The following is a 25,026-nucleotide window of genomic DNA, read 5'->3' as shown; positions in this document are numbered from 1 at the left end:
CGACGGCGGGGGCACCTGCACCCACGGCGAAGCCGTGGGCCGAGGCACTGCCGCCCACGGCAACGCCCCCGCCCATACCCCCTTTCGGGTCCGATCCCCGCACTTTCCGGGCGCGCCGCCCCCCACCCCGTACAAGCTGGAACTCCGCTGCGCGCACGGAGGACCCATGAGCACTCCGCCCCTGGCCTCAGGACCCCAAGGCCCCGACGCGCTGCGGCCGTTGCTCGACACCGTCCTCGACGCCCTGCACACCGGCCGCCACGCGCGCGGCGGCCCGCTCCCGGCCGGCGGACCCGACGCCGTCGCCGTACGCGTACGCGACGCCGTGGACGACGTACTGCCGCACGACGGCGATCCGGACGCCCTGCGCGCACTCGTCCGGCTGCTCGCCGAAGGCGCCGCCGACCCCGCCGACCCGCTCTGCGCCGCCCATCTGCACTGCCCACCGCTCGCCGTCGCCACCGCCGCCGACCTCGCCGTCGCCGTCCTCAACCCGTCCCTCGACTCCTGGGACCAGGCCCCGGCCGCCTCCGAACTGGAGTCCCTGGTCTGCCAAGCCCTCGCCCGCGAGACCGACGCCGCCGACGCCCTGATCACCACCGGCGGCACCGAGTCCAACCTGCTCGCCCTGCTCCTCGCCCGCGAGACCCACGGCCCCGGCCTGCGCCTCGTGCACGGTGCCAACGCGCACCACTCCCTGCCGCGCGCCGCCTGGCTGCTCGGCCTGCCCGAACCCGTCGTCGTACCCGCACCCGCCGGCACCCTCGACCCCACCGCCCTCGACGACACCCTCGGCGCCCTGTCCGGCCCGCTCCTCGTGGCCGCCACCGCCGGCACCACCGACGCCGGGCTCATCGACCCACTCCCCGAGATCGCCGCCCGCTGCCACGCCCACGGCGCCCGGCTGCACATCGACGCCGCGTACGGCGGCGGACTCCTCTTCAGCGACCGGCACCGCGAGCGCCTCACCGGACTCGACGCCGCCCACACCGTCACCCTCGACCTGCACAAACTCGGCTGGCAGCCGCTTGCCGCCGGCGCCCTCACCGTCCGCGACGCCACCGACCTCGCCGCCCTGCACCAACGCGCCGACTACCTCAACGCCCCCGACGACACCACCGCCGGACTGCCCGACCTGCTCGGCCGCTCCCTGCGCACCAGCCGCCGCCCCGACGCCGTCAAGATCGCCGTCACCTTCAGGACCCTCGGCCGTACGGGCCTCGGCGCCCTGGTCGACCGCGTCTGCGACCTCGCACAGCAGTTCGCCACGCTCGTCGAGGAACACCCCGGCTTCGAACTCCACGACCGGCCCACCATCAGCACGGTCCTCTTCCGGCCCACGGCCACCCCCACCGGCCGCAACGCCGGCCCCGGAGCCCCCACCGGCCACCACACCGCCCCCACGGACGCCACCGTCGCCGAGATACGCCGCACGCTCCTCGCCGAAGGCCGCGCCGTCCTCGGCCGCGCCCGGCTCGACGGCCGCCTCTGGCTCAAGGCCACCGTCCTCAACCCGCACACCCGGCCACAAGACCTGGCCGCCCTCCTGAACCTGGTGGAAGGAAGCACCCCCGAATGACCCCCGGCACCCCCCACACGCCCCAGACGTCCCCCACCCCGAAGCCCACCCTCACCCCCACGCCCAAGTCCGCCCCCGGCCCCGAACCCGCCCCCGATCCGGACCCCCGCCCCCACCCCGAGACCCCCCGCGACCTCGTCGGCATCGGAATCGGCCCCTTCAACCTCTCCCTCGCCGCACTCGCACAGCCACTCGCCGAACTCGACGCAGTCTTCTACGAACAGCACCCCGCGTTCGACTGGCACCCCGGCCTGCTCATCGACGGCGCCACCATCCAGGTGCCGTTCCTCGCCGACCTCGTGACCCTCGCCGACCCCGCCAGCCCCTGGACGTTCCTCAACTACCTCAAGGCCCGCGACCGGCTCTTCCCCTTCTACTTCGCCGAGCGCTTCCACATCCAGCGCGCCGAGTACGACGCCTACTGCCGCTGGGTCTCCGAGAGCCTCCCCGGACTCCACTTCCGCCACCAGGTCGACGCCGTCCGCTGGAACCCCGAACGCGACGTCTTCGAAGTCGACTTCACCCAGCTGGACACCGACGGCGAAGCCGAAGCCCTCGGCCGCACCTACACCCGCAACATCGTCCTCGGCATCGGCACCGAACCCCACGTCCCCGACCCGCTCAAACCCCTCGTCGACGCCCCCGGCGTCCCCGTCCTGCACGCCGCCGACTACCACGACCACCGCGACGCCCTGCTCGCCGCCGGCCACGTCACCGTCATCGGCTCGGGCCAGTCCGGCGCCGAGGTCTTCCTCGACCTCCTGCGCCACCGCCCCGCCGGCCGCGAACAACTCCACTGGCTCGGCCGCAGCGAGGCCTTCGCACCCATGGAGTACTCCAAGCTCGGCCTCGAACACTTCACACCCGACTACACGCGCTACTTCCACGCCCTCGCCGAACCCGTCCGCGACCGCCTCACCGGCTCGCAGTGGCAGCTCCACAAGGGCATCGACGCCGACACCATCGCCGCCATCCACGACGAGCTTTACCGCCGCACCCTGCACGGCGGCTGGCCCGACGCCGTCCTCACCCCCGGCGTCCACGTCCGCACCGCCGGCCGGCTCGCCACCACCAAGGTCGAACTCCACCTCGAACACACCCAGCAGAACACCCGCTCCCGGCTCACCACCGACGCCGTCGTCCTCGCCACCGGCTACCGCGAACGCCCTCTGGACCGCATCCTCGCCGGACTCGACCCCTACATCCGCCGCGACAGCCGCGAACGCCCCCGCGTCGACAAGGACTTCCGCCTCGTCCTCGACCCGTCCGTCACCGGCGCCGTCCACGTCCAGAACGCCGAGACCCACACCCACGGCGTCGGCGCCCCCGACCTCGGCCTCGCCGCCTGGCGCAGCGCCACCATCCTCAACGCCCTCACCGGCAAGGAGACGTACACCCTGCCCGGCCGTACCGCCTTCACCACCTTCGGACTCGAACAGCGGCCCCAGATCCCGGCCGCCCGCACCCCGAGGACACTCACCCCGCTCGCGGACGGAATCTGAGGCCGGCCGGCGCGGATCAGAACACCGGCGTGCCGTCCCGCGTCAGCCTCCAGTCCACCGACGCGAAGTCCTGAGGATCCAGCACACCCTTCGCGGTCACCCACTCCGCGATCCGGGTCCGGATCTCCGTCGACTCCGACCACACCTCCTGCGCCGACGCCACATGCGGGAAGGCACCGCCGCCATTCGCCCGGTAGTTGTTCACCGCGAACACGAACCGCGCGGCATCGTCCAGCGCCACACCCCCACGGGCGAGGTTCCTGATCCGCGACCCCGCCGGCTGCGCGATGTCGATGTCGTACGAAAGCCCCGACACGTAGTCGTAGTTGTAGTCCGGACGGTTGCCCGCGTTCGTCAGCTTCTCCACGTCGACCACCGCGTCCGGCGCCGTCCGCACGAAGTACTCCGCCGAGTACTCCAGGTACGCCCGCACCTGCGCACCCGTCATCACCTTCGCGACCAGCGTGTTGTCGTACACGTACAGACCCGACAGATCCCGGATCGTCACCTCGCCCGCCGGGATCTGCGACGTCCGCGAGAACGGCGACGCCTGCGAAAGCACCGGCAGCGCCGCGTACTCCGTACCGGCCAGCGCCGCTGTGACCACGTCCTCCTGCACCTTGTTGATCAGATCGATGATCGGCGCGTCCTTGTAACGGGCGTCGACCGTCGTCAGCGTCTGCGTCGCACTGCCGACGACCTGGTTGACGTACTCCACGACCTTCGTGTGCTCGTCGTCCAGCATCCGGCTGATCCGCGGATCGTCCGCCACCGTGTTCGAGTTGCGCAGCGACGCCTTCACCGACTCCACCCGCCAGCGCCCACGCTCCAGCACCAGCTCGAAGTCGAACAACGTCAACCGCTCCGCGTAGCACAGCGGTTCGGACAGCACGACTGTCCTGCCCGTGGCCTCGTTCGTGACCAGCAGCTCCGGGATCTCCACATGCGCGTGCCCGACCAGGATCGCGTCGATGCCCGGCACCAGCCGCGCCACGTTCGCCGCCGCGTTCTCCACATACGGCAGCTGATCACCGTACGACGACGTGCCCGACGAGCCCGAGTGCGCCGACACCACCACCACGTCCGCACCCATCGACCGCAGCTTCGGCACCCACTTCGCCGCCTGCTCCTCCAGCCCCGGAAACGCCAACTTGCCCTGCACCAGCGCCTTGTCCCAGATCGCGATCCCCGGGTTCGTCAGCCCCAGCACCGCCACCTTCACCGGCGGCCCGCCCGGCACCGGGAACCGCTTCATGAAGTACGGCGGGAAGGCCGGCCTGAGCGTCTTCGCGTCCACCGCGTTCGCGCCCAGCAGCGGGAAGTCGCACTGCTCCTCGAACTTGCGCAGCGTCTCGATGCCGTAGTTGAACTCGTGGTTCCCGAGTGCCACCGCGTCGTACCCGATCGCGTTCATCGCCTGCGCCATCGGATGCACCGGACCACCCTCGGCGGTGATCGGATCGACCTTTGCGTAGTAGTACGTCAGCGGCGTGCCCTGGATCGTGTCACCCGCGTCCAGCAGCAGCGTGTTGCGGCGGCCCTTCTCCTTGCGGACCTGCGCCACCAGCGTCGCGATCCGCGCCAGCCCCTTCGCGTTGCCCTGCGCGTCGGCGTACTCGCCGTCCTTGAAGTAGTCCCAGTTGAAGATGTTGCCGTGCAGGTCCGTGGTGCCCATCACGGTGAACGAGTAGCGCACCGGCCTTCCCTTCCCTCCCGCGTGCGCCGCGGGCGCCGCGACCGCTCCGGCGACCGCCACCCCCGCCCCCGTCGCGGCCGACCTCTCCAGGAACCTACGGCGATTCAACGGCATGACGTCCTCTCCTCAAGTCACGGCAGACACGGCCACCCAACGCGTAACGCGCGTAGATTCTGACCCGAACACGACCAGCGGCAACAGAGGCACGAGGTTGCGATCCGATGACCCCACCGGTGGGCCGGCCGAGCTGAAACCCCGTCACCAGCCACGCCCCCAGTGACAGAGTGGGACACATGACCACACCCACCGCCGACGAACCCCAGCCCGCCGCCGTCCCCTACGGCACCCCCGACGCCCCCCGTATCGCCGTCCGCGGCGAGGCCCACCTCGAAGTCGACCCCGAGTTCGCCCGCATCGGCATCACCGTCAGCGCCCGCGGCCGCGACCGCCGCGCCGCCCTCGACGACCTCACCCGCCGCAACACCACCGCACTCGACCTCGTGAAGTCCTACGGCGACGCCGTCGAGCGCGTCGAGACCGGCGCCTTCTCCATCACCCCCGAACTCACCAAACACGGCCGCGGCGAACGCATCCGCACCTACCAGGGCGCCGTCCGCATCACCGCCGAACTCACCGACTTCACCGCCCTCGGCGAACTCACCACCCGCCTCGCCGACCTCGACCTCACCCACATCGACGGCCCCTGGTGGGCCCTGCGCCCCGACTCGCCCGCCCACCGCGAAGCCCGCCGCAAAGCGGTCCACGAAGCGGTCCAGCGCGCCCGCGAGTACGCCGACGCCCTCGGCACCACCCTCGCCGCCCTCGTCGAACTCGCCGACATCGGCGCCGACGCCCCGCAGCCCTACTCCGCCACCCCCGGCCGGATGCGCAGCGTCGCCTACGGAGGCGCCGCCGAGGACAGCGCCGCCGCACCCCTCGACCTCGAACCCCAGCGCCAGCACGTCTACGCCAGCGTCAACGCCCGCTTCACCATGACCCCACCGGCGCTCTGACCGCGGACGGCTCCGAAACCGCCGCCGAAAAGGCGTGCTCGCCTGCCATTCGAAGGGGAATTCGCGGCATTTCCACGTGATATCCGAGGCGTATTCGCACGGTCGCGCGCAGCCACCCAAAAATGCTCATCAGAGCGCCCCCGCGCACAATTCAAGCCTTGTCAACACCCCTTCACCCAACGGTTGTTGAGTCGTCATGCCCGGCCAATTCTCTACCCGCCGGTAAGGCATACGCTCGAAACATGCGCCGAGCAAAAATCGTCTGTACTTTGGGCCCCGCCACCGACTCGTACGACCAGATCAAGGCACTGGTCGACGCCGGAATGGACGTCGCCCGCTTCAACCTCAGCCACGGCACCTACGCCGATCACGAGGAGCGCTACCAGCGCGTTCGCAAGGCCGCCGACGAGTCCGGCCGCAGCGTCGGCCTCCTCGCCGACCTTCAAGGCCCGAAGATCCGCCTCGGCCGATTCACCGAAGGTCCCGTACTGCTTGAACGCGGCGACACGTTCACCATCACCGTCGAAGAGGACGTCCAGGGCGACCGCGACACCTGCGGCACCACCTACAAGGGCCTCGCCGCCGACGTCACCCCCGGCGAGCGCATCCTCGTCGACGACGGCAAGGTCAGCCTCGAGGTGATCGAGGTCGACGGCCCCCGCGTCCGCACCACCGTCGTCGAAGGCGGCATGGTCTCCGACCACAAGGGCCTCAACCTGCCCGGCGTCGCCGTCTCCGTCCCCGCCCTCTCCGACAAGGACGAGGCCGACCTGCGCTGGGCCCTGCGCATGGGCTTCGACGTCATCGCCCTCTCCTTCGTCCGCAGCGGACGCGACATCGACGTGGTCCACCGGATCATGGCCGAGGAGGGCCACCACCTCCCGGTCATCGCCAAGGTCGAGAAGCCGCAGGCCGTCGAGGCCATCGACGACATCGTCGCCGCGTTCGACGGCATCATGGTCGCCCGCGGCGACCTCGGCGTCGAGATGCCCCTCGAACAGGTGCCGATCGTCCAGAAGCGCGCCATCAAACTGGCCAAGCGCAACGCCAAGCCGGTCATCGTCGCCACGCAGATGCTGGACTCGATGATCGACAACTCCCGCCCGACCCGCGCGGAGGCGTCCGACGTGGCCAACGCGGTCATCGACGGCACCGACGCGGTGATGCTGTCCGGCGAGACCAGCGTCGGCAAGTACCCCGTCGAGACCGTCCGCACCATGGCGAAGATCGTCGAGGCCGCCGAGGAGGACATCCTCGCCAAGGGCCTGCCCCCGCTGACGGAACGCAACAAGCCCCGCACCCAGGGCGGCGCCGTCGCCCGCGCGGCCGCGGAGATGGGCGACTTCCTCGGCGCCAAGTTCCTCGTCGCCTTCACCCAGTCCGGCGACACGGTCCGCCGCCTCTCCCGCTACCGCTCGCCGATCCCGCTCCTCGCCTTCACCCCCGACCCGGCGACCCGCTCCCAGCTGAGCCTGACCTGGGGCGTCGAGACCTTCCTCGGCCCGCACGTCGACTCCACGGACGCGATGGTCGACCAGGTCGACGAACTCCTCACCCGCTACGGCCGCTGCGAGCCGGGCGACATCGTCGTCATCACGGCCGGCTCCCCGCCGGGCATCGCGGGCAAGACCAACCTGGTCCGCATCCACCACATCGGCGAGGACGACAAGTAGCCCTTGCGGGGGCCCCTCCGGGGGCCCCGGGTGGCGCGGCTCAGTACTTGGGTCCCACGTGGGCGTCCATGAGGGCGACGGAGGCTTTGCGGGCGATGGAGATGTTGAAGGGGTCGCTGCCGCGAGCGAGGGTGGTCCATTCGACGCCGACCAGGTCGAGAGCGTCGGTGAAGAGGCGCCTGATGTCGTCCGACTTGTTGGTGAAGAAGTACCTGGGATATTCGTAGCGCTTTCGCTCACCGGCCACGAGACGGGTGGTCCAGTTCGTGACCCGGCAGCCGTCGGAGTGGATGAGGCCGCGGATGAAGTCCCAGGGGTGCGTGCGGACGATCTTCCACTGCCAGGGCTCGAGGGCGATGCTGCGCTCGTGCTTCCTGCCGGGGCCGTGCTGGGGGAAGAGGCAGTGCAGGTGCTTCGAGTACACCTTCACGTTGCGACATCCTGTCTTGCGGACGCGGCAGACGGCGTTGTCGGGGAAGACCGTGCGCATGGCTTGCTCACACTTGTCCATCAGGCCGGGCCAGGATTCGTCGCACGTGATCATCAGGTTCGGCACGCGGTGCTCGGAGTAGTGGCTGATGTGGCCGTCACCCAGATACAGGCCCAGTAGGTAGCTGTACGCCGGCTCGTCCAACTCGCGGCCGTCGCATCGTGGGCATTTGGGGTCGTGCTTGCCTGGACACTCGTTGCGTTTCGCTCGGTCCAGATGCTTCCAGTAGGCGATCGTTCCCGATGGAACGTTGAACTCGCGGGCGACGTCGGCGTTCTTTGCGCCGTCGCGGAGGAGGGTGAGTGCCCGCTGTCGAACCTCAGTGCCGTGAAAATGCATACGACTACTCTGGGTGAGTGATCACGACAGTGCGCAGCAAAAAGCGGATGTTCACGAGAACGTGGACATCCGCTTCCTGATCGAACAGTGCCGGGTGCGGGATTCGAACCCGCAAGCCCTTTCGGGCAGATGTGTTTGAGACATCCGTGTATGCCCTTCCACCAACCCGGCAGGACTGGCTGCTCGGAAGCATACCGGGTCACTCCAGCTCCCCGCCTCTAGGTAGGCTGCATATCCAGCAGCACCTGCCGGCCCGTACCAAGGAGCCCCCGTGACCGCCCCCGAGTCGCCCCAGCCCGTAGACGTGCCCGACGACGACAAGTCGCACGTGCCTCCGCTGACGACCCGTGTCGTCATCGCCGAGGACGAGGCCCTGATCCGGCTCGATCTCAAAGAGATGCTGGAGGAGGAGGGCTACACGGTCGTCGGTGAGGCCGGCGACGGCGAGGAGGCCGTGGAGCTGGCGCGCGAGCACAAGCCGGACCTGGTGATCCTGGACGTGAAGATGCCCCGGCTCGACGGCATCTCCGCCGCCGAGAAGATCACCGAGGAGTCCATCGCGCCGGTCCTGATGCTCACCGCCTTCTCGCAGCGCGACCTCGTGGAGCGGGCCCGGGACGCCGGGGCGATGGCGTATCTGGTGAAGCCCTTCAGCAAGAGCGATGTCGTACCGGCCATCGAGATGGCCGTCTCGCGGTACACGCAGTTGAAGGAGCTGGAGCGCGAGGTCGCCGACCTCAGCCAGCGCCTGGAGACCCGCAAGCTCGTGGACCGGGCGAAGTCCATCCTCCAGACCGAGTACGGGCTGAGCGAGCCGGCCGCGTTCCGCTGGATCCAGAAGACGTCGATGGACCGTCGGATGTCGATGCAGCAGGTCGCGGAGGCCGTGATCGAGGACGCCGCGGAGAAGAAGGCGCCCAAGGGCGGGGACAAGGGCTGACGTCCCGTCCTGACCGGCATTGACGAGGCCCGCGTCCCCCTTCGGAAGGGGGACGCGGGCCTCGTCGTAGCGTGCAGTGCTGGTCAGTCCTCGCCGAGGTACGCCTTGCGGACCGACTCGTCGTGCAGGAGGTCCTGCCCGCTGCCGGACAGGACGATGCTGCCGACCTCCATGACGTGGCCGTGGTCGGCCAGGGAGAGCGCGGCCTGGGCGTTCTGTTCGACGAGCAGGATCGTCGTGCCCTGGGACTTGAGTTCGGCGATCGTCGACATGATCTTCTGCATCATGATCGGGGACAGGCCCATGGACGGCTCGTCCAGCATGAGGAGCTTGGGCTGGGACATGAGGGCCCGGCCCATCGCGAGCATCTGCTGTTCGCCGCCGGAGAGGGTGCCGGCGGCCTGCTTCCTGCGTTCCCCGAGGATGGGGAAGAGGTCGTAGGCGCGCTGGATGTCCTTCTCGATCTTGGGTTTGTCGTTGCGGAGGAAGGCTCCCAGCCGCAGGTTGTCCTCGATCGTCATGCGGGGGAAGATGTGCCGGCCCTCGGGGGAGTGGGCGAGTCCGAGGGAGACGATCTGGTGGGCGGGGATCTTCCTGAGGGATCGCCCGCCGAACTTGATGTGGCCGCCGGCCGGCCTGAGCAGGCCGGACAGGGTGCGCAGGGTCGTGGTCTTGCCGGCGCCGTTGGTGCCGATGAGGGTGACGACCTCGCCGGCCTCGACCTTGAACGAGATGCCCTTGACGGCTTCGATCTTGCCGTAGGCGACCCGGAGGTCTTCGACTTCGAGGAGTGCGGTCATCGGTCGTTCTCCTTGCCCGGCGTGGCCTGTGCTTCGGCGGCCTCGACCTCGGCGACCTCGGCGGCGCCGGGTGCGTCTTCGAAGGGTTCGCCGAGGTAGGCGGCGATGACGCGTTCGTCGCCCTGGACGGTGGCGCTGTCGCCCTCGACGAGTTTCTCGCCCTGGACGAGGACGGCGACGCGGTCGCAGAGGTTGAAGATGAACCGCATGTCGTGCTCGATGACGAGGACGGCGATGCCCTGGTCGCGGATGGCGAAGACGAGTTCCTCGGTGGCGCGGGTCTCCTGCGGGTTCATGCCGGCGGTGGGCTCGTCGAGCAGGAGGAGGCCGGGTTCGCTGGCGAGGGCTCGCGCGATCTCGAGCTTGCGCTGTTCGCCGTAGGGGAGGTTGCGGGCGAGGTGTTCGGCCTTGCTCGCGAGTCCGACGAACTCGAGGAGTTCCATGGCGCGTTCGCGGGAGCTCTTCTCGGCGCGGTGGAAGCCGGGGCCGCGCAGGAGGGCGGACCAGAGGCCTTCCTTGGTGCGGGTGTGGCGGCCGACGAGGACGTTTTCCAGGACCGTCATGTTGGAGAACAGGCGGATGTTCTGGAAGGTGCGGGCGATGCCGGCTGCCGTGACCTTGAAGGACTTGGGCGGCAGGACGGTGCCCTTGTAGCGGACTTCGCCCTCGGTGGGGATGTAGAGCCCGGTGAGGCAGTTGAAGAAGGTGGTCTTGCCGGCGCCGTTGGGGCCGATGAGGCCGACGATCTCGCCGCTGTTGACCTGGAGGTCGACGTCTCGTACGGCGGTGAGGCCGCCGAAGCGCATGGTCACGCCGCGGGCGTCGAGGACGGCCTGGCCGGTGGTGATGGTGTCGGTTGTCATGGGTCAGGCCCCTGCCTTGCCGAGGACTGTGGGTGCTTCCGTCTCTTCGTGGAATTCGAGCTGGCGTCGCCGGTTGGGGATGAGGCCTTCCGGGCGGAAGCGCATCAGCAGGACGAGCGCGAGTCCGAAGGCGAAGAGCTGGTAGTCGCCGAGGAACTGGAGCTTGGCGGGGATGAGGTAGAGCAGTGCGGCGCCTACGAGGGGTCCGCTGATGGTGCCCATGCCGCCGAGGACGACGGCCGCGAGCAGGAAGGCGGAGTTCGGTGGGACGACGTGGGCGAACTGGTACTGCTCGGGTGTGACGGTGTAGGTCACGTGTGCCTGGACGGTGCCTGCGAGGCCGGCGAGTGCGGCGCCGAGGGCGAAGGCGATGAGCTTGACGCGGAAGCCGTTGATGCCCATGGCGAGGGCGGCTGTCTCGTCCTCGCGGATGGCGATCCAGGCGCGGCCGATGCGGCTGTCGCTGCTGCGGCGGAAGACGATGACGACGACCAGCGTGATGAGGAGCATCAGCAGGAAGTAGTTGGCGAACCGCGCGATGGTGAAGCCGCCGAAGGTGTGTTCCTCGCCGAAGTCGAATCCGAGGATGTTGAGGTTCGGGATCGAGGAGATGCCGTTGGAGCCGTTGGTGATGTCGGGTCCTGAGGTGCCGTCCATGTTGAGGACGGTGATGCGGAAGATCTCTCCGAAGCCGAGGGTGACGATGGCGAGGTAGTCGCCGCGCAGCCGCAGGGTGGGTGCGCCGATGATGACGCCGAAGATCATGGCGACGGCGGCGCCGAGGATGGCGGAGAGCCAGAACGGCAGGTGGATGTCGAACGGCGAGGAGGGGGAGCCGGAGACCATGGCCGCGGTGTAGGCGCCGACGCCGAGGAAGGCGACGTATCCGAGGTCGAGGAGGCCGGCGAGGCCGACGACGATGTTCAGGCCGAGGGCGACGGTGGCGAAGATCAGGATGTAGACGCCGATGGTCGCGTACTGGTCGTCGCTCTGGGTGAAGGGGAAGGCTGCCGCGGCGACGAAGGCGCCGATCATCGTGACGTTGCGGTGCTTGCCGGTGAGGGCGGAGATGCGGCCGACGAGTCCTGCCTTGGCGGCGGCGGCGAAGCCGAATCCGGCGGTGATGAGGAAGCCGACGAAGAGTTCGTCGTACTCGGTGCCGATGCCGTAGGTGAAGACGATCAGGCCGAGGGCGAGCGTGGCGACGATGATGAGGATCTCGGCGTAGCCGGGCAGTGTGCGCGCGGGTGTCGAGGTGCCGCCGGCGAGGGAGCCCTTGATGACGGAGCGGATGCCGCGCAGCTTCTGGCGGAACTGCTCCCAGCCGGTGTCCTCGGGGTCGGCCTGTTCCGGGTCGGGCCACTGGAAGGGGAGGGCGAGGGAGCCGAGGACGGCGGCGAGGGTGGCGAGGGCGACGATGTAGGCGCCGGGTTCGAGGTTGACCAGGCCGCCGAGCTGGGCGCTGATGGCGATGATCGTGTACCAGGCGGTGGCGAAGGCGCCGAGTGCGGCGACCTTCAGTGCGCCGTCGGCGCCCGCGGGGGTGAGCCAGCGCAGGCCTTTGACGCCGTAGGAGGCGAGGCCGAAGAGGGTGGTGAGTGCGCCGCCGATGAGGACGAGGACCTGGAGTCCACCGGGGTAGCCGTAGACGGTGAGGTCGCCGGGGAAGTCGGCGGTCCAGGTCCAGGCAAGGAAGGTGGAGACGACGGTGAGGACGCCGCCGCCGGTGGCGAGGGCGCGGCCGAGCTGGGGCGGGATCCCGATGAGTCCGGCGTGCTTGCCGGCGTTGACCTTGCGGGGGGTCTCGGGTGCAGTGGTCTGTGTGGTCATCGGAGGATCACGCCCTGTCCGCGACGCGCTCGCCGAGCAGGCCCTGTGGCCTGAAGAGGAGCACGAGGATGAGGAGTACGAACGCCCAGACGTTGGCCCAGGACTGGCTGCCGAACTGTTCCATCCCCGGGATGTCGGAGATGTAGGCGGTGGAGAGGGCTTCGGCGACGCCGAGGACCAGGCCGCCGAGCATGGCGCCGTAGATGTTGCCGATGCCGCCGAGGACGGCGGCGGTGAAGGCCTTGAGGCCGAGGATGAAGCCCATGCGGAATTGGACTTCGCCGTACTTGAGGCCGTAGGCGACGGCTCCGACGGCGGCGAACGTGGCGCCGAGGGCGAAGGCGACCACGATGATGCGGTCGGTGTTGATGCCCATGAGTTTGGCGGTGTCGGGGTCCTGGGCGGTGGCCTGCATGCCGCGTCCGGTGCGGGTCTTCATGACGAAGAACGCGAGGATGGCCATGCTGATGGGGGCCGCGCTCAGCAGGAAGATGTCGCCGGTCTGGATGGTGACGTTGCCGATCTCGAAGGGTCCGCCGTGGATCTGCGGGAAGGTGATCGCGGATCGCGCGTCGGGGTACCAGGCCCAGATGGCCTGCTGGAGCGCCAGGGAGAGGCCGATGGCGGTGATGAGCGGTGCCAGCCGTGGCGCGGTGCGCAGCGGACGGTAGGCGAACCGTTCCGCTCCTACGGCGACCAGGACGGCGACGAGGACGCCGCCGATCAGCATGAGTGGCAGCGCGACCCACAGCGACGTGCCGTCGGGCAGCACGTACAGGTAGACCGTGAGGGCGCCGAAGCCGCCCATCATGAAGATCTCACCGTGGGCGAAGTTGATGAGCTGGACGATGCCATAGACCATCGTGTAGCCGATGGCGACCAGCCCGTACATGGATCCCAGGAGCAGGCCGTTGACCAGCTGCTGCGGCAGTTCGTTCACCGCAAGTCCTCCGAGAGGGTCGTTGATGCGAGGGAAGTGACCGGATGCGAGTCCGCGCGGGGCGCCAGTGGTGCGGCGCCCCGCGCGGCTCGTTGGTGGGTGCGGGTGGGTCAGCCCTCGTAGGTGCCGGACTTGGCGGCGGCCCAGTCGCCGTCCTTGACCGAGTAGACGGTGAGCTGCTTGTTGGTGGCGTCGCCGTACTCGTCGAAGGCGACCGTGCCGGTCACGCCGTCGAACGTGACGTTCTGCATGGCGGCGGTGACCTTCTCGCGGGCGTCGTCCGGGAGTTCGCCGTTGTTGTCCTCGACGACCTTCTTGACGGCTTCGATGATCGCCCAGGCCGAGTCGTAGGAGTAGCCGCCGTAGGCCTCGTAGGCCTCCTTGTAGCCCTCGGCCTTGTAGTTGGCGACGAACTCCTTGGCGGAGGGGAGCGTCTCGACGGGGGCGCCGACGGAGGTGGCGAGGTCGCCGGTGCCGCCCGCGCCGGCCAGAGTGATGAAGTCGGCGCTGTAGATGCCGTCACCGCCGACGAGCGGGATCTTGGCGCCCGCGGCCTTGATCTGCTTGCTGAGCGGGCCGGCCTGCGGGTACTCGCCGCCGTAGTAGACGACGTCGGCGCCGGTGCTCTTGACCTTGGTGGCGACGGCCGAGAAGTCCTTGGTGTCGGGGTCGATGTGCTCGGTGCCGACGATCTCGCCGCCGAGCTTCTCGAACTCCGCGGAGAAGGTGGCGGCGAGGCCGGCACCGTAGGTCTTCTTGTCGTCGATGACGAAGACCTTCTTCTTCTTGGCGTCGTTGAAGACGTACTGCGCGGCGAACGGGCCCTGGATGGCGTCCGTGGTCGCGGTGCGGAAGTACGACTTGTACGGCCTGGCCTTGGAGGTCTGCCAGTCCGGACCCTGGGTCAGGGCGGGGTTGGTGTTGGCGGGGGAGACCTCGACGAGGTTGGCGTCGTCGAAGACCTTCTGCATCGACTCGGCGACGGAGGAGTTCAGCGGGCCGACGACTCCGAGTACTTCGTTGTCGGCGACGAACTTGGTCGCGTTCTGCTGGCCGGAGGAGGGCTGGGCCTGGTCGTCGAGGGCTTCGATCTTGAAGGTGACCCCGTCGACGACCTTGTCCTTGTTGGCCGTCTTGACGGCCAGGTCGACGGAGTTCTTGATGCCCAGTCCCAGCGCGGACAGGTCGCCGGTCAGCGGGGCGTCGACGCCGATGACGACGGTGGTGCCACCGCCGCTGGAGTCCGAGCCGCCGTCCTCGTCCCGCGAACCGCAGGCGGTGAGGGTGAGCGCTCCCGCCGCCAGCGCGGCGGTGATGGCGATGAGCGAACGTTGACGCACGATCAGTCCTTTCCCTGGCGCGGATCTTCCCGGTGGAAGACGCCGAGTCGAGCGCTGGGTCCGAAAGGGACGCCGGTTGACGTCGAATCCGACGGCGCGGTGACTGGCCGTGACTCTAAGCGGGTGTAGGGAACGTGTAGGAGTGTCTGACGAAGGCTGTGACTCTCTTGTTATGACACGACGTAATGCAGAGCGGTACGCGCCGGGCGGATGCGCGGAATTCCAGCCGATTCGCCCTGTCCGCATGTTGAGACGCGCAGGACCAGCCGCCCGCTATCAGTAGTGTTTTAGCTATTTGGTGATGTCGCGAACTCGTTGCCGCAGGCTACTTGCAGGGCATCCGCGAGGTCCTGCGCATAGTGCTCACCCAGGATGAAACTGTGTGCTTCTATTGCGCGCGCATTACGTAGCGTTACGTCAAGGAAAGGGAGCACGACATTCCGCGGCACTTTTCCGCAATCGGTGACCTTCATACTGATAGTGATCTTGCGGGGGATTCCGGTGGTTGTGCGGAATGGCGCCCGAGGAATGGACGTCAGGGAAAGACCGGCGTACGGCTGGCCGATGCGCACCACGGTGACGTCGGGTCCGGAACGCGCGGTGACGTCCACCGAGAAGACGAAGCTCCCGGCGCGGGCCGCCGTGTCGTGGGTGCCGGTGTAGTGCAGGCCCACCACCTGGGAGGGGTACGGGGGTTCGGGCGCCGGGGGCGGCTCGGGGCGGGTGGCGTAGAGGTAACCGGCGGCGATCACGAGGCCGGTGGCGGCCGCGCCCGCGAGGATTCGGCGGCGTTGCCGGGGCCGGAGCCGCCCGGCGGGCCCGTGCGCGGGGCCCCTCTCGGGCGGCGCCTCCCACTGGTGGGTGCCCTCGCCCGGCTCCACGGGGCCGACGCCGCTCAACTCCACGGCCCCGCACTGGGGTTGCCGTCGCGGTATCGCTCCGTGCAGCGCTCGTCCGCCTGACGGTCGATCAACTGCTCCGCGGAGGCGCGGCCTGCACGCCGCTGCTCGGCCCGCGCGGCGTCCACGACGTTCATCAGGATCTCGTACTGTCCGTTGGACAGGCCCATCGACTGGTAGTCGCCGTAGGTGTTGTCGTCCAGCACCTTGCGTGACCAGTGCCCGATGATCCGGGCGCACACTTCGGCGGGCGGGGTGGTGTGCGGGGCGGGTGTGACGGTGTCCGCGGCCGACGGTGCGGCCCGGGGCTGCGGATCGGCGCATCCGGTGAGCAGCGCGCAGGCCGCCAGTACCAGCCCGACCCCCACCGACCGAAGGGGTCTTCCCGCCGCCGCACCCGGCCCCGTTCCCATGCCTCGACGCTAAGGGGCGGGGTGCCGGGGGGCAACGGGCCGTTGGGACGCGGGGCGGCCCCTTCGCGGCGCTCGGCCGGCGCGGGGCGGTGGGCTTGGCGCGCGTCGTGCGGGCCCGCTCCGCGTCAGCCCGTTGTGCGGACCCGCTCCGCGTCTCCCGGGTTCACATCGCGGAGCAGGCAGGTCAGGCGGGCCGTGCAGACGCGGCGGTCGGACTCGTCGGTGATCACGATCTCGTACGTCGCCGTCGAGCGGCCCCGGTGCACCGGGGTGGCCACGCCGGTCACCAGGCCCGAGCGGGCGCCGCGGTGGTGGGTGCAGTTCAGGTCGACGCCGACGGCGATCTTGGTGCTGCCGCCGTGCAGCATGGAGCCGACCGAGCCGAGGGTCTCGGCCAGCACCGCCGACGCGCCGCCGTGCAGCAGGCCGTAGGGCTGGGTGTTGCCCTCGACCGGCATGGTGCCGACGACGCGCTCCGCCGACGCCTCCACGATCTGTACGCCCATGCGCGTGCCCAGGTGTCCCGCGGAGAACAGGGCGGGCAGGTCGACGCCGAGCGCCGCGTACTCGTCGATGACCTCTTGCGGGAACTTCACTTGCTGCTGCTCGCCCATGGGGCCCGACTCCGTTCGTCGATCCGGTCAGCGTCCGCGCTCGTCGCGGTGCCTGAGCAAACGCTCAGTCGGTTCCCGATTGTTCCAGACGCACCACGACGGACTTGCTGGCCGGGGTGTTGCTGGTGTCCGCGGTGGAGTCGAGCGGCACGAGGACGTTGGTCTCGGGGTAGTACGCGGCGGCACAGCCGCGCGCCGTCGGGTAGTGCACCACCCGGAAACCGGGCGCCCGCCGCTCCACGCCGTCCTTCCACTCGCCGACCAGATCGACGTACGAGCCGTCCACGAGGTGCAGCTCACGGGCGTCCTCGGGGTTCACGAGCACCACCCGGCGGCCGTTCTTGATCCCCCGGTAGCGGTCGTCCAGGCCGTAGATCGTGGTGTTGTACTGGTCGTGCGAGCGCAGCGTCTGCAACAGCAGCCGGCCCTCGGGCAGCGCCGGGTACTCCACCGGCGCGGCCGTGAAGTTGGCCTTGCCGGTGGCGGTCGGGAAGCGGCGCTCGTCGCGCGGGGCGTGCGGGAGGGCGAAGCCGCCGGGGTGGGCGACCCGCTCGTTGAAGTTCTCGAAACCGGGGACCACGCGCGCGATGCGGTCCCGGATCGTGGCGTAGTCCTTCTCGAACTCCTCCCACGGAGTGCGGGACTCGGCGCCCAGGACACGCCGGGCGAGACGGGCCACGATCGCCGGCTCGGACAGCAGCTGCGCGCTCGCCGGCGCCAGCCGGCCGCGCGAGGCGTGCACCATGCCCATGGAGTCCTCCACGGTCACGGACTGCTCGCCGCTGCCCTGAAGATCGCGCTCCGTGCGGCCCAGGGTCGGCAGGATCAGGGCACGCGCGCCGGTGACGGCGTGGCTGCGGTTGAGCTTCGTCGACACGTGCACGGTGAGCCGGGCGCGCCGCATGGCCGCCTCGGTGACCTCGGTGTCGGGGGACGCGGAGACGAAGTTGCCGCCCATGGCGAAGAAGAACTTCGCCTGTCCGTCGCGCATCGCGCGGATGGCCCGTACGACGTCGTAGCCGTGCTCGCGCGGGGGAGCGAAGCCGAACTCCTTCTCCAGCGCGTCCAGGAAGGCCGGCGCCGGGCGCTCGAAGATGCCCATGGTGCGGTCGCCCTGCACGTTGGAGTGACCGCGCACCGGGCACACGCCCGCGCCCGGGCGGCCGATGTTGCCGCGCAGCAGCAGGAAGTTGACGACCTCGCGGATCGTGGGCACCGAGTGCTTGTGCTGGGTCAGGCCCATCGCCCAGCAGACGATCGTGCGCTTCGAGGCCAGGACCATGTCCAGGGCCTGCTCGATCTCCGCGCGGGTGAGGCCGGTCGCGGTGAGAGTCTCGTCCCAGTCGGCCGCGCGGGCCGCCTTCACGAACTCCTCGTAGCCGTGGGTGTATTCGCGGACGAACTCCTCGTCGACCGCGCCCTCGGTCTCCAGGATCAGCTTGTTCAGGAGGCGGAACAGGGCCTGGTCGCCGCCGATGCGGATCTGGAGGAACAGATCGGTGAGCGAGGCGCCCGCGGTGAGGCCCTTGGGGGTCTGCGGGTTCTTGAAGCGCTCCAGGCCCGCCTCGGGCAGCGGGTTGACGCTGATGATCCGCGCGCCGTTGGCCTTGGCCTTCTCCAGGGCGGACAGCATGCGCGGGTGGTTCGTGCCCGGGTTCTGGCCGGCGACGACGATCAGGTCAGCCTGGTACAGGTCCTCCAGCAGGACGCTGCCCTTGCCGATGCCGATGGTCTCGCCCAGCGCCGAACCGGACGACTCGTGGCACATGTTGGAGCAGTCCGGCAGGTTGTTGGTGCCGAACTCGCGGGCGAAGAGCTGGTATAGGAACGCCGCCTCGTTGCTCGTACGGCCCGACGTGTAGAACAGCGCCTCGTCGGGGGAGCCGAGCGCCGACAGCTCCTCGGCGATGATGTCGAACGCGCGCTCCCACGCGACCGGCTCGTAGTGCTCGCCGCCCTCGGGGAGGTACATGGGGTGGGTCAGCCGGCCCTGCTGGCCGAGCCAGTACCCACTCCTGGTGGCCAGGTCGGCTACCGGGTGCGCGGCGAAGAACTCCGGGGTGACCCGCCGCAGCGTGGCCTCCTCGGCGACCGCCTTCGCGCCGTTCTCACAGAACTCCGCCGCGTGTCGGTGGTCCGGCTCCGGCCAGGCGCAGCCCGGGCAGTCGAAGCCGTCCTTCTGGTTGACGCGCAGCAGCGTCAGCGCGGTGCGCCGGACGCCCATCTGCTGCTGGGCGATGCGCAGACTGTGGCCGACCGCGGGAAGCCCCGCCGCGGTGTGCTTCGGCTCTGCGACCTGCGGCGCGTCCTGGACGGGGTCGGCCTTCGGCGGCTTTGTCGCCATCGCACGCTCTCCTAGTCGCTGCGTGTGCCAAGTACATCTCCGATACTCCCACGCGCCTGTGACAACGATGGCGGGAGGGGAGTAGGAAGTGCGTGTGAGGCGGGAGGGCGGTGCGCCGGCCTCCGGGGGCGGGGAGGGCCGTCCGCCCGGCGTCTGGGGGCAGGGAGGTTGTCCGGCCCGGCATCTGGGGGGCGGGGAGGTCGTCCGCCCGGGGCTGCGTGAGCGGGGAGGGCCGTCCGCCCGGCCTCTGGGAGCGGGGAGTGCCGTCCGCCCGTCCGCCGGGGGCGCGGTTCGCGGTGCGTTCGCCCTCCGCGGGCCGCGGCGCGCATCCGCCGGTCGGGGCCGACTGTCAGTGCGGCGTGGCAGGATCGGGGTCGTGGCAGAAACAGCATCGAAGAAGACCGAGACCACCCCCGGCGGGAGCCGTCCGCGGCTGATGCTCATGGACGGGCACTCGCTGGCCTACCGCGCGTTCTTCGCGCTGCCCGCGGAGAACTTCACAACCGCGACGGGCCAGCCGACGAACGCGATCTACGGCTTCGCGTCGATGCTGGCCAACACGCTGCGCGACGAGGAGCCCACGCACTTCGCGGTGGCCTTCGACGTCTCGCGCAAGACCTGGCGCTCCGAGGAGTTCACCGAGTACAAGGCGAACCGCTCCAAGACCCCGGACGAGTTCAAGGGCCAGGTCGAGCTGATCGGCGAGCTGCTCGACGCGATGCACGCGCAGCGCTTCGCCGTCGACGGCTTCGAGGCGGACGACATCATCGCCACGCTCGCGACCCAGGCCGAGGCCGCGGGCTTCGACGTGCTGATCGTCACCGGCGACCGGGACTCCTTCCAGCTGGTCAGCGAGCACACCACGGTGCTGTATCCCACCAAGGGTGTCTCCGAGCTGACCCGCTTCACCCCCGAGAAGGTTTTCGAGAAGTACGGACTGACGCCCGCCCAGTACCCCGACTTCGCCGCCCTGCGCGGCGACCCGTCCGACAACCTCCCCGGCATCCCGGGCGTCGGCGAGAAGACGGCCGCGAAGTGGATCAACCAGTTCGGGTCGTTCACGGAGCTCGTCGAGCGCGTCGACGAGGTCAAGGGCAAGGCCGGGCAGAATCTGCGCGACCACCTCGACGCGGTGAAGCTGAACCGCCGGCTCACCGAGCTGGAGCGGGCCGTGGAGCTGGAGCGGTCGGTCACCGACCTGGAGCGCGCCCCGTACGACCGCAAGGCCGTCGCCCTGGTGCTGGACACCCTGGAGATCAGAAACCCCTCGCTGCGCGAGCGGCTCTTCGCCGTCGACCCCGGCTCCGAGGAGGCCGAGTCGACGCCGGTCGTCGCCGCGGGTGTGGAGCTGGACGGCAGTGTGCTGGGCACCGGCGAGCTGGCCGGCTGGCTCGCCGAGCACGCGGACGAGACCCTCGGCGTGGCCACGGTCGACACCTGGGCGCTGGGCAGCGGCTCGGTCGCCGAGGTCGCCCTGGCGACGGCGGGCGGGCCGGCCGCCTGGTTCGACCCGTCCCAGCTGGACGAGGCCGACGAGCAGGCGTTCACGTCCTGGCTGGCCGACCAGGACCGGCCCAAGGTGTTCCACAACGCCAAGGGCGCCATGCGGGTCTTCGCCGAGCACGGCTGGAGCATCGCCGGCGTCGGCATGGACACCGCGTTGGCCGCGTACCTGGTCAAGCCGGGCCGCCGCTCCTTCGACCTGGACGCGCTGTCCCTGGAGTATCTGCACCGGGAGCTGGCGCCCGCCGCCGCTGCCGACGGCCAGCTCGCCTTCGGCGCGGACGACGGCGCCGAGGCCGAGGCGCTGATGGTGCAGGCCCGCGCCATCCTCGACCTGGGCGAGGCCTTCGAGGGCCGGCTCGCGGAGGTCGGCGCGGCCGATCTGCTGCGGGACGTGGAGCTGCCGACGTCCGTGCTGCTGGCCCGCCTGGAGCGGCACGGCATCGCCGCCGACAGGAGCCACCTGGAGGCCATGGAGCAGATGTTCGCCGGTGCCGTGCAGCAGGCGGTGAAGGAGGCGCACGCGGCGGCGGGCCATGAGTTCAACCTCGGCTCGCCCAAGCAGCTCCAGGAGGTGCTCTTCGGCGAGCTGGCGCTGCCCAAGACGAAGAAGACCAAGACCGGCTACACCACGGACGCCGACGCACTGGCCTGGCTGGCCAACCAGACGGACAACGAACTGCCGGTCATCATGCTCCGCCACCGTGAGCAGGCGAAGCTGCGCGTCACTGTCGAGGGCCTGATCAAGACGGTCGCGACGGACGGCCGCATCCACACCACGTTCAACCAGACGGTCGCCGCGACCGGCCGCCTGTCGTCCACCGACCCGAACCTTCAGAACATCCCGGTCCGCACCGACGAGGGCCGCGCGATCCGCCGGGGCTTTGTGGTCGGCGAGGGCTTCGAGTCCCTCATGACCGCGGACTACAGCCAGATCGAACTGCGGGTGATGGCCCACCTCTCCGAGGACGCGGGCCTGATCGAGGCCTTCACCACCGGCGAGGACCTGCACACCACGGCCGCCTCACAGGTGTTCGCGGTCGAGCCCGCCGCGGTCGACGCCGAGATGCGCCGCAAGATCAAGGCCATGTCGTACGGCCTCGCCTACGGTCTGTCCGCGTTCGGCCTCTCGCAGCAGCTGAACATCGACGCGGGGGAGGCCCGCGCGCTGATGGACGCCTACTTCGAGCGGTTCGGCGGTGTACGGGACTATCTGCGCCGGGCCGTCGACGAGGCACGGGCCACGGGCTACACGGCGACCCTCTTCGGGCGCCGCCGCTACCTCCCCGACCTCAACAGCGACAACCGGCAGCGCCGCGAGGCGGCCGAGCGGATGGCCCTCAACGCGCCGATCCAGGGCACGGCGGCGGACATCGTCAAGATCGCCATGCTCAACGTCGACCGGGCCCTGCGGGAGGCGGACCTCGCGTCCCGGATGCTCCTCCAGGTCCACGACGAAATCGTCCTGGAGATCGCCCCCGGCGAGCGGGCCGCCACGGAGGAGATCGTCCGCCACGAGATGGCGAACGCGGTCCACCTCCGGGCCCCGCTCGACGTCTCGGTGGGAGTGGGTGCGGACTGGGAGTCGGCGGCGCACTAGAGGGCCGGCGCACTATAAGGCCGGCGCACTGGAAGGCGCGGACCGGGCGGGGCGACCGTTGGACTGGCGCAATGGCCAGGGTGACCGTAGGACTGGCGCAATGGCCGGGCTCAAGTGGCCGGCCGAGGTCAATAGTCGAGCGTCGGATACCAGTCGCCCCGGCCCCGCCGGGTCAGGTCCAGTACGTGCCACACCGGGGCGATCAGGTCGGTGCCGCGCTCCTCGACGTCCTCGGACATCCGGGGATGCGCCGAGTAGAAGTGCCTTACGGAACCGTCGTCGTCGCGGGTGAACACCGAGATCGTGGAGTCCTGACGGCCCTCGGCGTCCTCGCTGTCCAGGTCGTACTTGAACGTGTTGGACGCGGCGCTGAGCAGCCGCAGCCGCGTCCAGTTCCGGCTTCGGGCGTGTGCGCGCAGGGCGGGCAGGTCGGCGGCGGCGACCACCGCGAAGTCGACGTTCTGCGTGAGGTGGTGGGCCACGCCGTTGAGTCCGTCGCACCACATCGTGCACATGGGGCACGGCTCCGTGTCCGCCTTGCCGAACATCATCTGGTAGAGGAACAGCTCGCGCCCCGGGGCCGTGAACAGCTCGCTCAGCCGCACGTGCCGTACCGGGGAGTCGCCGGCCGCCAGATCGGCGGGGCCCTCCTCGAAGACGTAGTCATCGAGGACGGGGCCGGGTGGTAGCCGGAGCCGCAGCTCGGCGACGCGCTCCCCCCGGTGCATCAGCTCGATCTCGGCCTGCCGCAGCTCCTCGCGGGCCCGGACCCGACTCGTGTCCAGCCAGCCTATGCCCGCCCGCCGGGCCCGTCGGTCGGCGTGGCGAAGTGCCTGGTAGGAGGGCTTTTCACCGCGATGACCCCGGAGAGCCGTCACTCACCTGGCCCCCGCGAAAACGCCCCCCGGGTGCTCGGGCCGTCAAGATGCCGCCATGGGTATACGCATGCTCCACCGCCGGCCGGCGTCGTCGACGCCGCCTCCGCCGGTGCCGGCCTTCGCCGCCGGTGCAAGCACCGCCCGCCTCGCCATCGGCCCGGCCGAGGCCCTGCGTCACACCGCGAAGGATCTCCGCAGCCGTTGCACGCCGGTGAAAGCGACGAGGGAGCCGGTCCCGGCGCGTCCCGGCGACCCGCCCGTCTGGCGCCTGTGGGCCGACCTGGCCCGCGGCCACCTGACCCTGCTGATCGCCCACCTGCCACGCACCCGCCCACCCCACACCCTGACGGTCTTCACAGCCCCAACCCCGGCAGGAGCCCACGGCAAAGGAACCCCGAACACACCACAGTGACACCCACGGCCAGCACCCCCTCAGCGGCGCGAGGAACTGCGCGACAAGCCCAAACGCACCCGCACCCGGCAACGCCCCCCCACACTCCCCCCCAGGGGCGCGAGGAACTGCGCGCTCAGCCCAAACAGACCCGCACCCGGCAACGCACCCGCACCACCCCTTCAGGGGCGCGGGGAACTGCGCGACAAGCCCCAACGCACCCGCACCCAGCAACGCACCCACACCCGCCGCACCCCCCCACCCCTCACACCCCCACCCGCTCCCTCCCCCCACCAACCCGAGCCGGCCGCCGCCACCCCCGTACCGCCACCGCGTACACCAGCACCCCCACCACCAACCCCGCGCCCCCGCCAAAACACAGCGTCGGAATCAGTTCCCACGGCTTGGCGACATCCCGAAACTCCGCCCACCACCGCACCGCCCGCTCCACAGCCGCCCCCGCGGCGCAGCCGCAGATCACCACACAGGCCAGCCACCGCTCGCGCCGCGACAGCGACGGCACCCCCACCGGCTCGGCAGCCGCCACCCCGCGCAGCGCGTGCACGACAAACACGGCGATGACAACGGCGGCCACGGCGGACCCCCCGTACTGCAAGTACCAGTACAGCGGCGACCCGGCCACCTCACGGCCCAGGACGGGGAAGACCCGCATGCCCCACCGGTCGAGGTGGGTGAAGGCGTCCCACACCACGTGGGTCAGCGAGCCGACGACGGCGGACACGTACCAACGCGCGGCCCACCGCGCGGCCGTGGACGGCCGGACACGCGCGCGTGGCGCCCCGCACCGCAGCAGCGTCGCGACCCGGTTCTGCCGGGCGCGCGGCAGCAGGGCGACGAGGGGCTCGCGCACCAGCAGCCAGAGACCGACCAGCGCCCAGGCGATCAGCACATCGACGGTGAAGACGCCGGCGAACGAGTGCGTGACGTCGCCGAATTCCATCGCCCCGGACAGGACACTCGCCGCGTAATAGGTCATGTCGGGCGCGAAGGAGCCCGCGACCAACACGGCCGGTACCAACGGGCCGCGACCGGTTCCGTCCGCGCGGACGGCGGGCAGCACGGCCGCCGCGTGGCTGAGGGTGAAGGGCAAAGGGGCTCCCTGGGGCGGACGTTCACCGGGGATTCCGGTTCCGTGATCGAATGCGCCCTTCAGTATCCGGGACGGCCGTGGAAGCCTGGGCGCCGACAGGTGGACAACGGCATGTGGCCAAGTGGTGAAAATCGGGCAGGAACGGGTCCCTGCACAAAGGAAGTTGTCGTAGGGTCGCGTGGGCCGAGGCGCCGGGCGAAGGTCCGGATGTCGCGGGTGCAACTTTCGGGGCGCCCCGGTCGTCACACAAGAGCGAGTGCGGCACTGC

At 70.1% G+C, this 25,026-nt stretch carries 20 protein-coding genes and 1 tRNA gene; 7 read left to right on the top strand and 14 right to left on the bottom strand.

Annotated elements, in window-relative coordinates; all coding sequences use genetic code 11:
- Window positions 1-166 precede the first annotated feature (166 nt).
- A complete protein-coding gene (locus tag ACIQAC_RS00890; protein ID WP_402185779.1) occupies window positions 167-1,579 on the top strand; it encodes a pyridoxal phosphate-dependent decarboxylase family protein in 1,413 nt (470 codons plus the stop codon).
- Window positions 1,576-3,081, top strand: coding sequence for a SidA/IucD/PvdA family monooxygenase (locus tag ACIQAC_RS00885; RefSeq protein ID WP_402185778.1), 1,506 nt, complete (start codon window positions 1,576-1,578; stop codon window positions 3,079-3,081). The genes ACIQAC_RS00890 and ACIQAC_RS00885 overlap by 4 nt, the downstream gene beginning before the upstream one ends.
- Window positions 3,082-3,097: 16 nt before the next feature.
- Here ACIQAC_RS00885 and ACIQAC_RS00880 read toward each other — a convergent pair whose 3' ends face one another.
- A complete protein-coding gene (locus ACIQAC_RS00880) occupies window positions 3,098-4,891 on the bottom strand; it encodes a bifunctional metallophosphatase/5'-nucleotidase (protein ID WP_402185776.1) in 1,794 nt (597 codons plus the stop codon).
- A 179-nt stretch (window positions 4,892-5,070) separates the two neighbouring features.
- On the opposite strand from ACIQAC_RS00880, the gene ACIQAC_RS00875 reads away from it, so the two are divergent.
- Window positions 5,071-5,790 carry an SIMPL domain-containing protein gene (locus tag ACIQAC_RS00875; protein WP_402185774.1) on the top strand — a complete coding sequence of 240 codons (720 nt, stop codon included), beginning with the start codon at window positions 5,071-5,073 and terminating at the stop codon, window positions 5,788-5,790.
- A 242-nt stretch (window positions 5,791-6,032) separates the two neighbouring features.
- Window positions 6,033-7,463 (top strand): pyruvate kinase, encoded by a 1,431-nt coding sequence (pyk, locus tag ACIQAC_RS00870; RefSeq protein WP_402185772.1) that lies wholly within the window; start codon window positions 6,033-6,035, stop codon window positions 7,461-7,463.
- 40 nt (window positions 7,464-7,503) lie between these two features.
- Here the strand turns inward: pyk and ACIQAC_RS00865 are convergent, their stop codons facing one another.
- Complete coding sequence (locus tag ACIQAC_RS00865) at window positions 7,504-8,292, bottom strand: helix-turn-helix domain-containing protein (RefSeq protein ID WP_402185771.1); 789 nt, start codon at window positions 8,290-8,292, stop codon at window positions 7,504-7,506.
- An 88-nt stretch (window positions 8,293-8,380) separates the two neighbouring features.
- Window positions 8,381-8,463, bottom strand: a tRNA-Leu gene (locus ACIQAC_RS00860).
- A gap of 100 nt (window positions 8,464-8,563) precedes the next feature.
- Here ACIQAC_RS00860 and ACIQAC_RS00855 point away from each other — a divergent pair.
- Window positions 8,564-9,232, top strand: coding sequence for an ANTAR domain-containing response regulator (locus ACIQAC_RS00855; RefSeq protein WP_402185770.1), 669 nt, complete (start codon window positions 8,564-8,566; stop codon window positions 9,230-9,232).
- Window positions 9,233-9,315: 83 nt separating this feature from the next.
- Here the strand turns inward: ACIQAC_RS00855 and ACIQAC_RS00850 are convergent, their stop codons facing one another.
- The 9 genes from ACIQAC_RS00850 to ACIQAC_RS00810 all read right to left on the bottom strand — a co-directional run bounded on the left by ACIQAC_RS00850 (window position 9,316) and on the right by ACIQAC_RS00810 (window position 19,275).
- Window positions 9,316-10,032, bottom strand: a complete 717-nt coding sequence (locus ACIQAC_RS00850) for an ABC transporter ATP-binding protein (RefSeq protein ID WP_402185768.1) — start codon at window positions 10,030-10,032, stop codon at window positions 9,316-9,318.
- On the bottom strand, window positions 10,029-10,895 hold the full coding sequence (locus ACIQAC_RS00845; RefSeq protein WP_402185766.1) for an ABC transporter ATP-binding protein: 867 nt from the start codon (window positions 10,893-10,895) through the stop codon (window positions 10,029-10,031). Before ACIQAC_RS00845 ends, ACIQAC_RS00850 begins: the two co-directional genes overlap by 4 nt.
- 3 nt (window positions 10,896-10,898) lie before the next feature.
- Window positions 10,899-12,725 (bottom strand): branched-chain amino acid ABC transporter permease, encoded by a 1,827-nt coding sequence (locus ACIQAC_RS00840; protein ID WP_402185765.1) that lies wholly within the window; start codon window positions 12,723-12,725, stop codon window positions 10,899-10,901.
- 7 nt (window positions 12,726-12,732) lie between these two features.
- Window positions 12,733-13,665, bottom strand: coding sequence for a branched-chain amino acid ABC transporter permease (locus ACIQAC_RS00835; protein ID WP_402185764.1), 933 nt, complete (start codon window positions 13,663-13,665; stop codon window positions 12,733-12,735).
- A gap of 110 nt (window positions 13,666-13,775) precedes the next feature.
- Entirely contained in the window at window positions 13,776-15,005 is a 1,230-nt protein-coding gene (locus ACIQAC_RS00830; protein ID WP_402185763.1) for a branched-chain amino acid ABC transporter substrate-binding protein, read from the bottom strand.
- Window positions 15,006-15,292: 287 nt separating this feature from the next.
- Window positions 15,293-15,904: a Tat pathway signal sequence domain protein gene (locus tag ACIQAC_RS00825; protein WP_402186916.1), complete on the bottom strand. Its 612-nt coding sequence runs from the start codon at window positions 15,902-15,904 to the stop codon at window positions 15,293-15,295.
- Complete coding sequence (locus ACIQAC_RS00820; RefSeq protein ID WP_402185762.1) at window positions 15,901-16,317, bottom strand: hypothetical protein; 417 nt, start codon at window positions 16,315-16,317, stop codon at window positions 15,901-15,903. The genes ACIQAC_RS00825 and ACIQAC_RS00820 overlap by 4 nt, the downstream gene beginning before the upstream one ends.
- A gap of 125 nt (window positions 16,318-16,442) precedes the next feature.
- Window positions 16,443-16,931: a PaaI family thioesterase gene (locus tag ACIQAC_RS00815; protein WP_402185761.1), complete on the bottom strand. Its 489-nt coding sequence runs from the start codon at window positions 16,929-16,931 to the stop codon at window positions 16,443-16,445.
- Between the two features lie 64 nt (window positions 16,932-16,995).
- Window positions 16,996-19,275, bottom strand: coding sequence for an FdhF/YdeP family oxidoreductase (locus tag ACIQAC_RS00810; RefSeq protein ID WP_402185759.1), 2,280 nt, complete (start codon window positions 19,273-19,275; stop codon window positions 16,996-16,998).
- 376 nt (window positions 19,276-19,651) lie between these two features.
- Between ACIQAC_RS00810 and polA the strand changes: the two genes are divergently transcribed.
- Window positions 19,652-22,378, top strand: coding sequence for a DNA polymerase I (gene polA / locus ACIQAC_RS00805; RefSeq protein WP_402185757.1), 2,727 nt, complete (start codon window positions 19,652-19,654; stop codon window positions 22,376-22,378).
- Window positions 22,379-22,506: 128 nt separating this feature from the next.
- Here the strand turns inward: polA and ACIQAC_RS00800 are convergent, their stop codons facing one another.
- Complete coding sequence (locus ACIQAC_RS00800) at window positions 22,507-23,256, bottom strand: DUF899 family protein (RefSeq protein WP_402185756.1); 750 nt, start codon at window positions 23,254-23,256, stop codon at window positions 22,507-22,509.
- Between the two features lie 55 nt (window positions 23,257-23,311).
- Here ACIQAC_RS00800 and ACIQAC_RS00795 point away from each other — a divergent pair, with 55 nt between their 5' ends.
- Window positions 23,312-23,668, top strand: a complete 357-nt coding sequence (locus ACIQAC_RS00795; protein WP_402185755.1) for a hypothetical protein — start codon at window positions 23,312-23,314, stop codon at window positions 23,666-23,668.
- Window positions 23,669-23,912: 244 nt separating this feature from the next.
- Here the strand turns inward: ACIQAC_RS00795 and ACIQAC_RS00790 are convergent, their stop codons facing one another.
- Window positions 23,913-24,758, bottom strand: coding sequence for a DUF4184 family protein (locus tag ACIQAC_RS00790; protein ID WP_402185753.1), 846 nt, complete (start codon window positions 24,756-24,758; stop codon window positions 23,913-23,915).
- Between the last annotated feature and the right edge of the window lie 268 nt (window positions 24,759-25,026).

Origin of the sequence: Streptomyces sp. NPDC088387 (genome assembly GCF_044753385.1) — a bacterium.
GTDB lineage: Bacteria > Actinomycetota > Actinomycetes > Streptomycetales > Streptomycetaceae > Streptomyces.
Note: the sequence above shows the minus strand (reverse complement) of the source record. Positions and strands in the feature narration are given on the sequence as shown.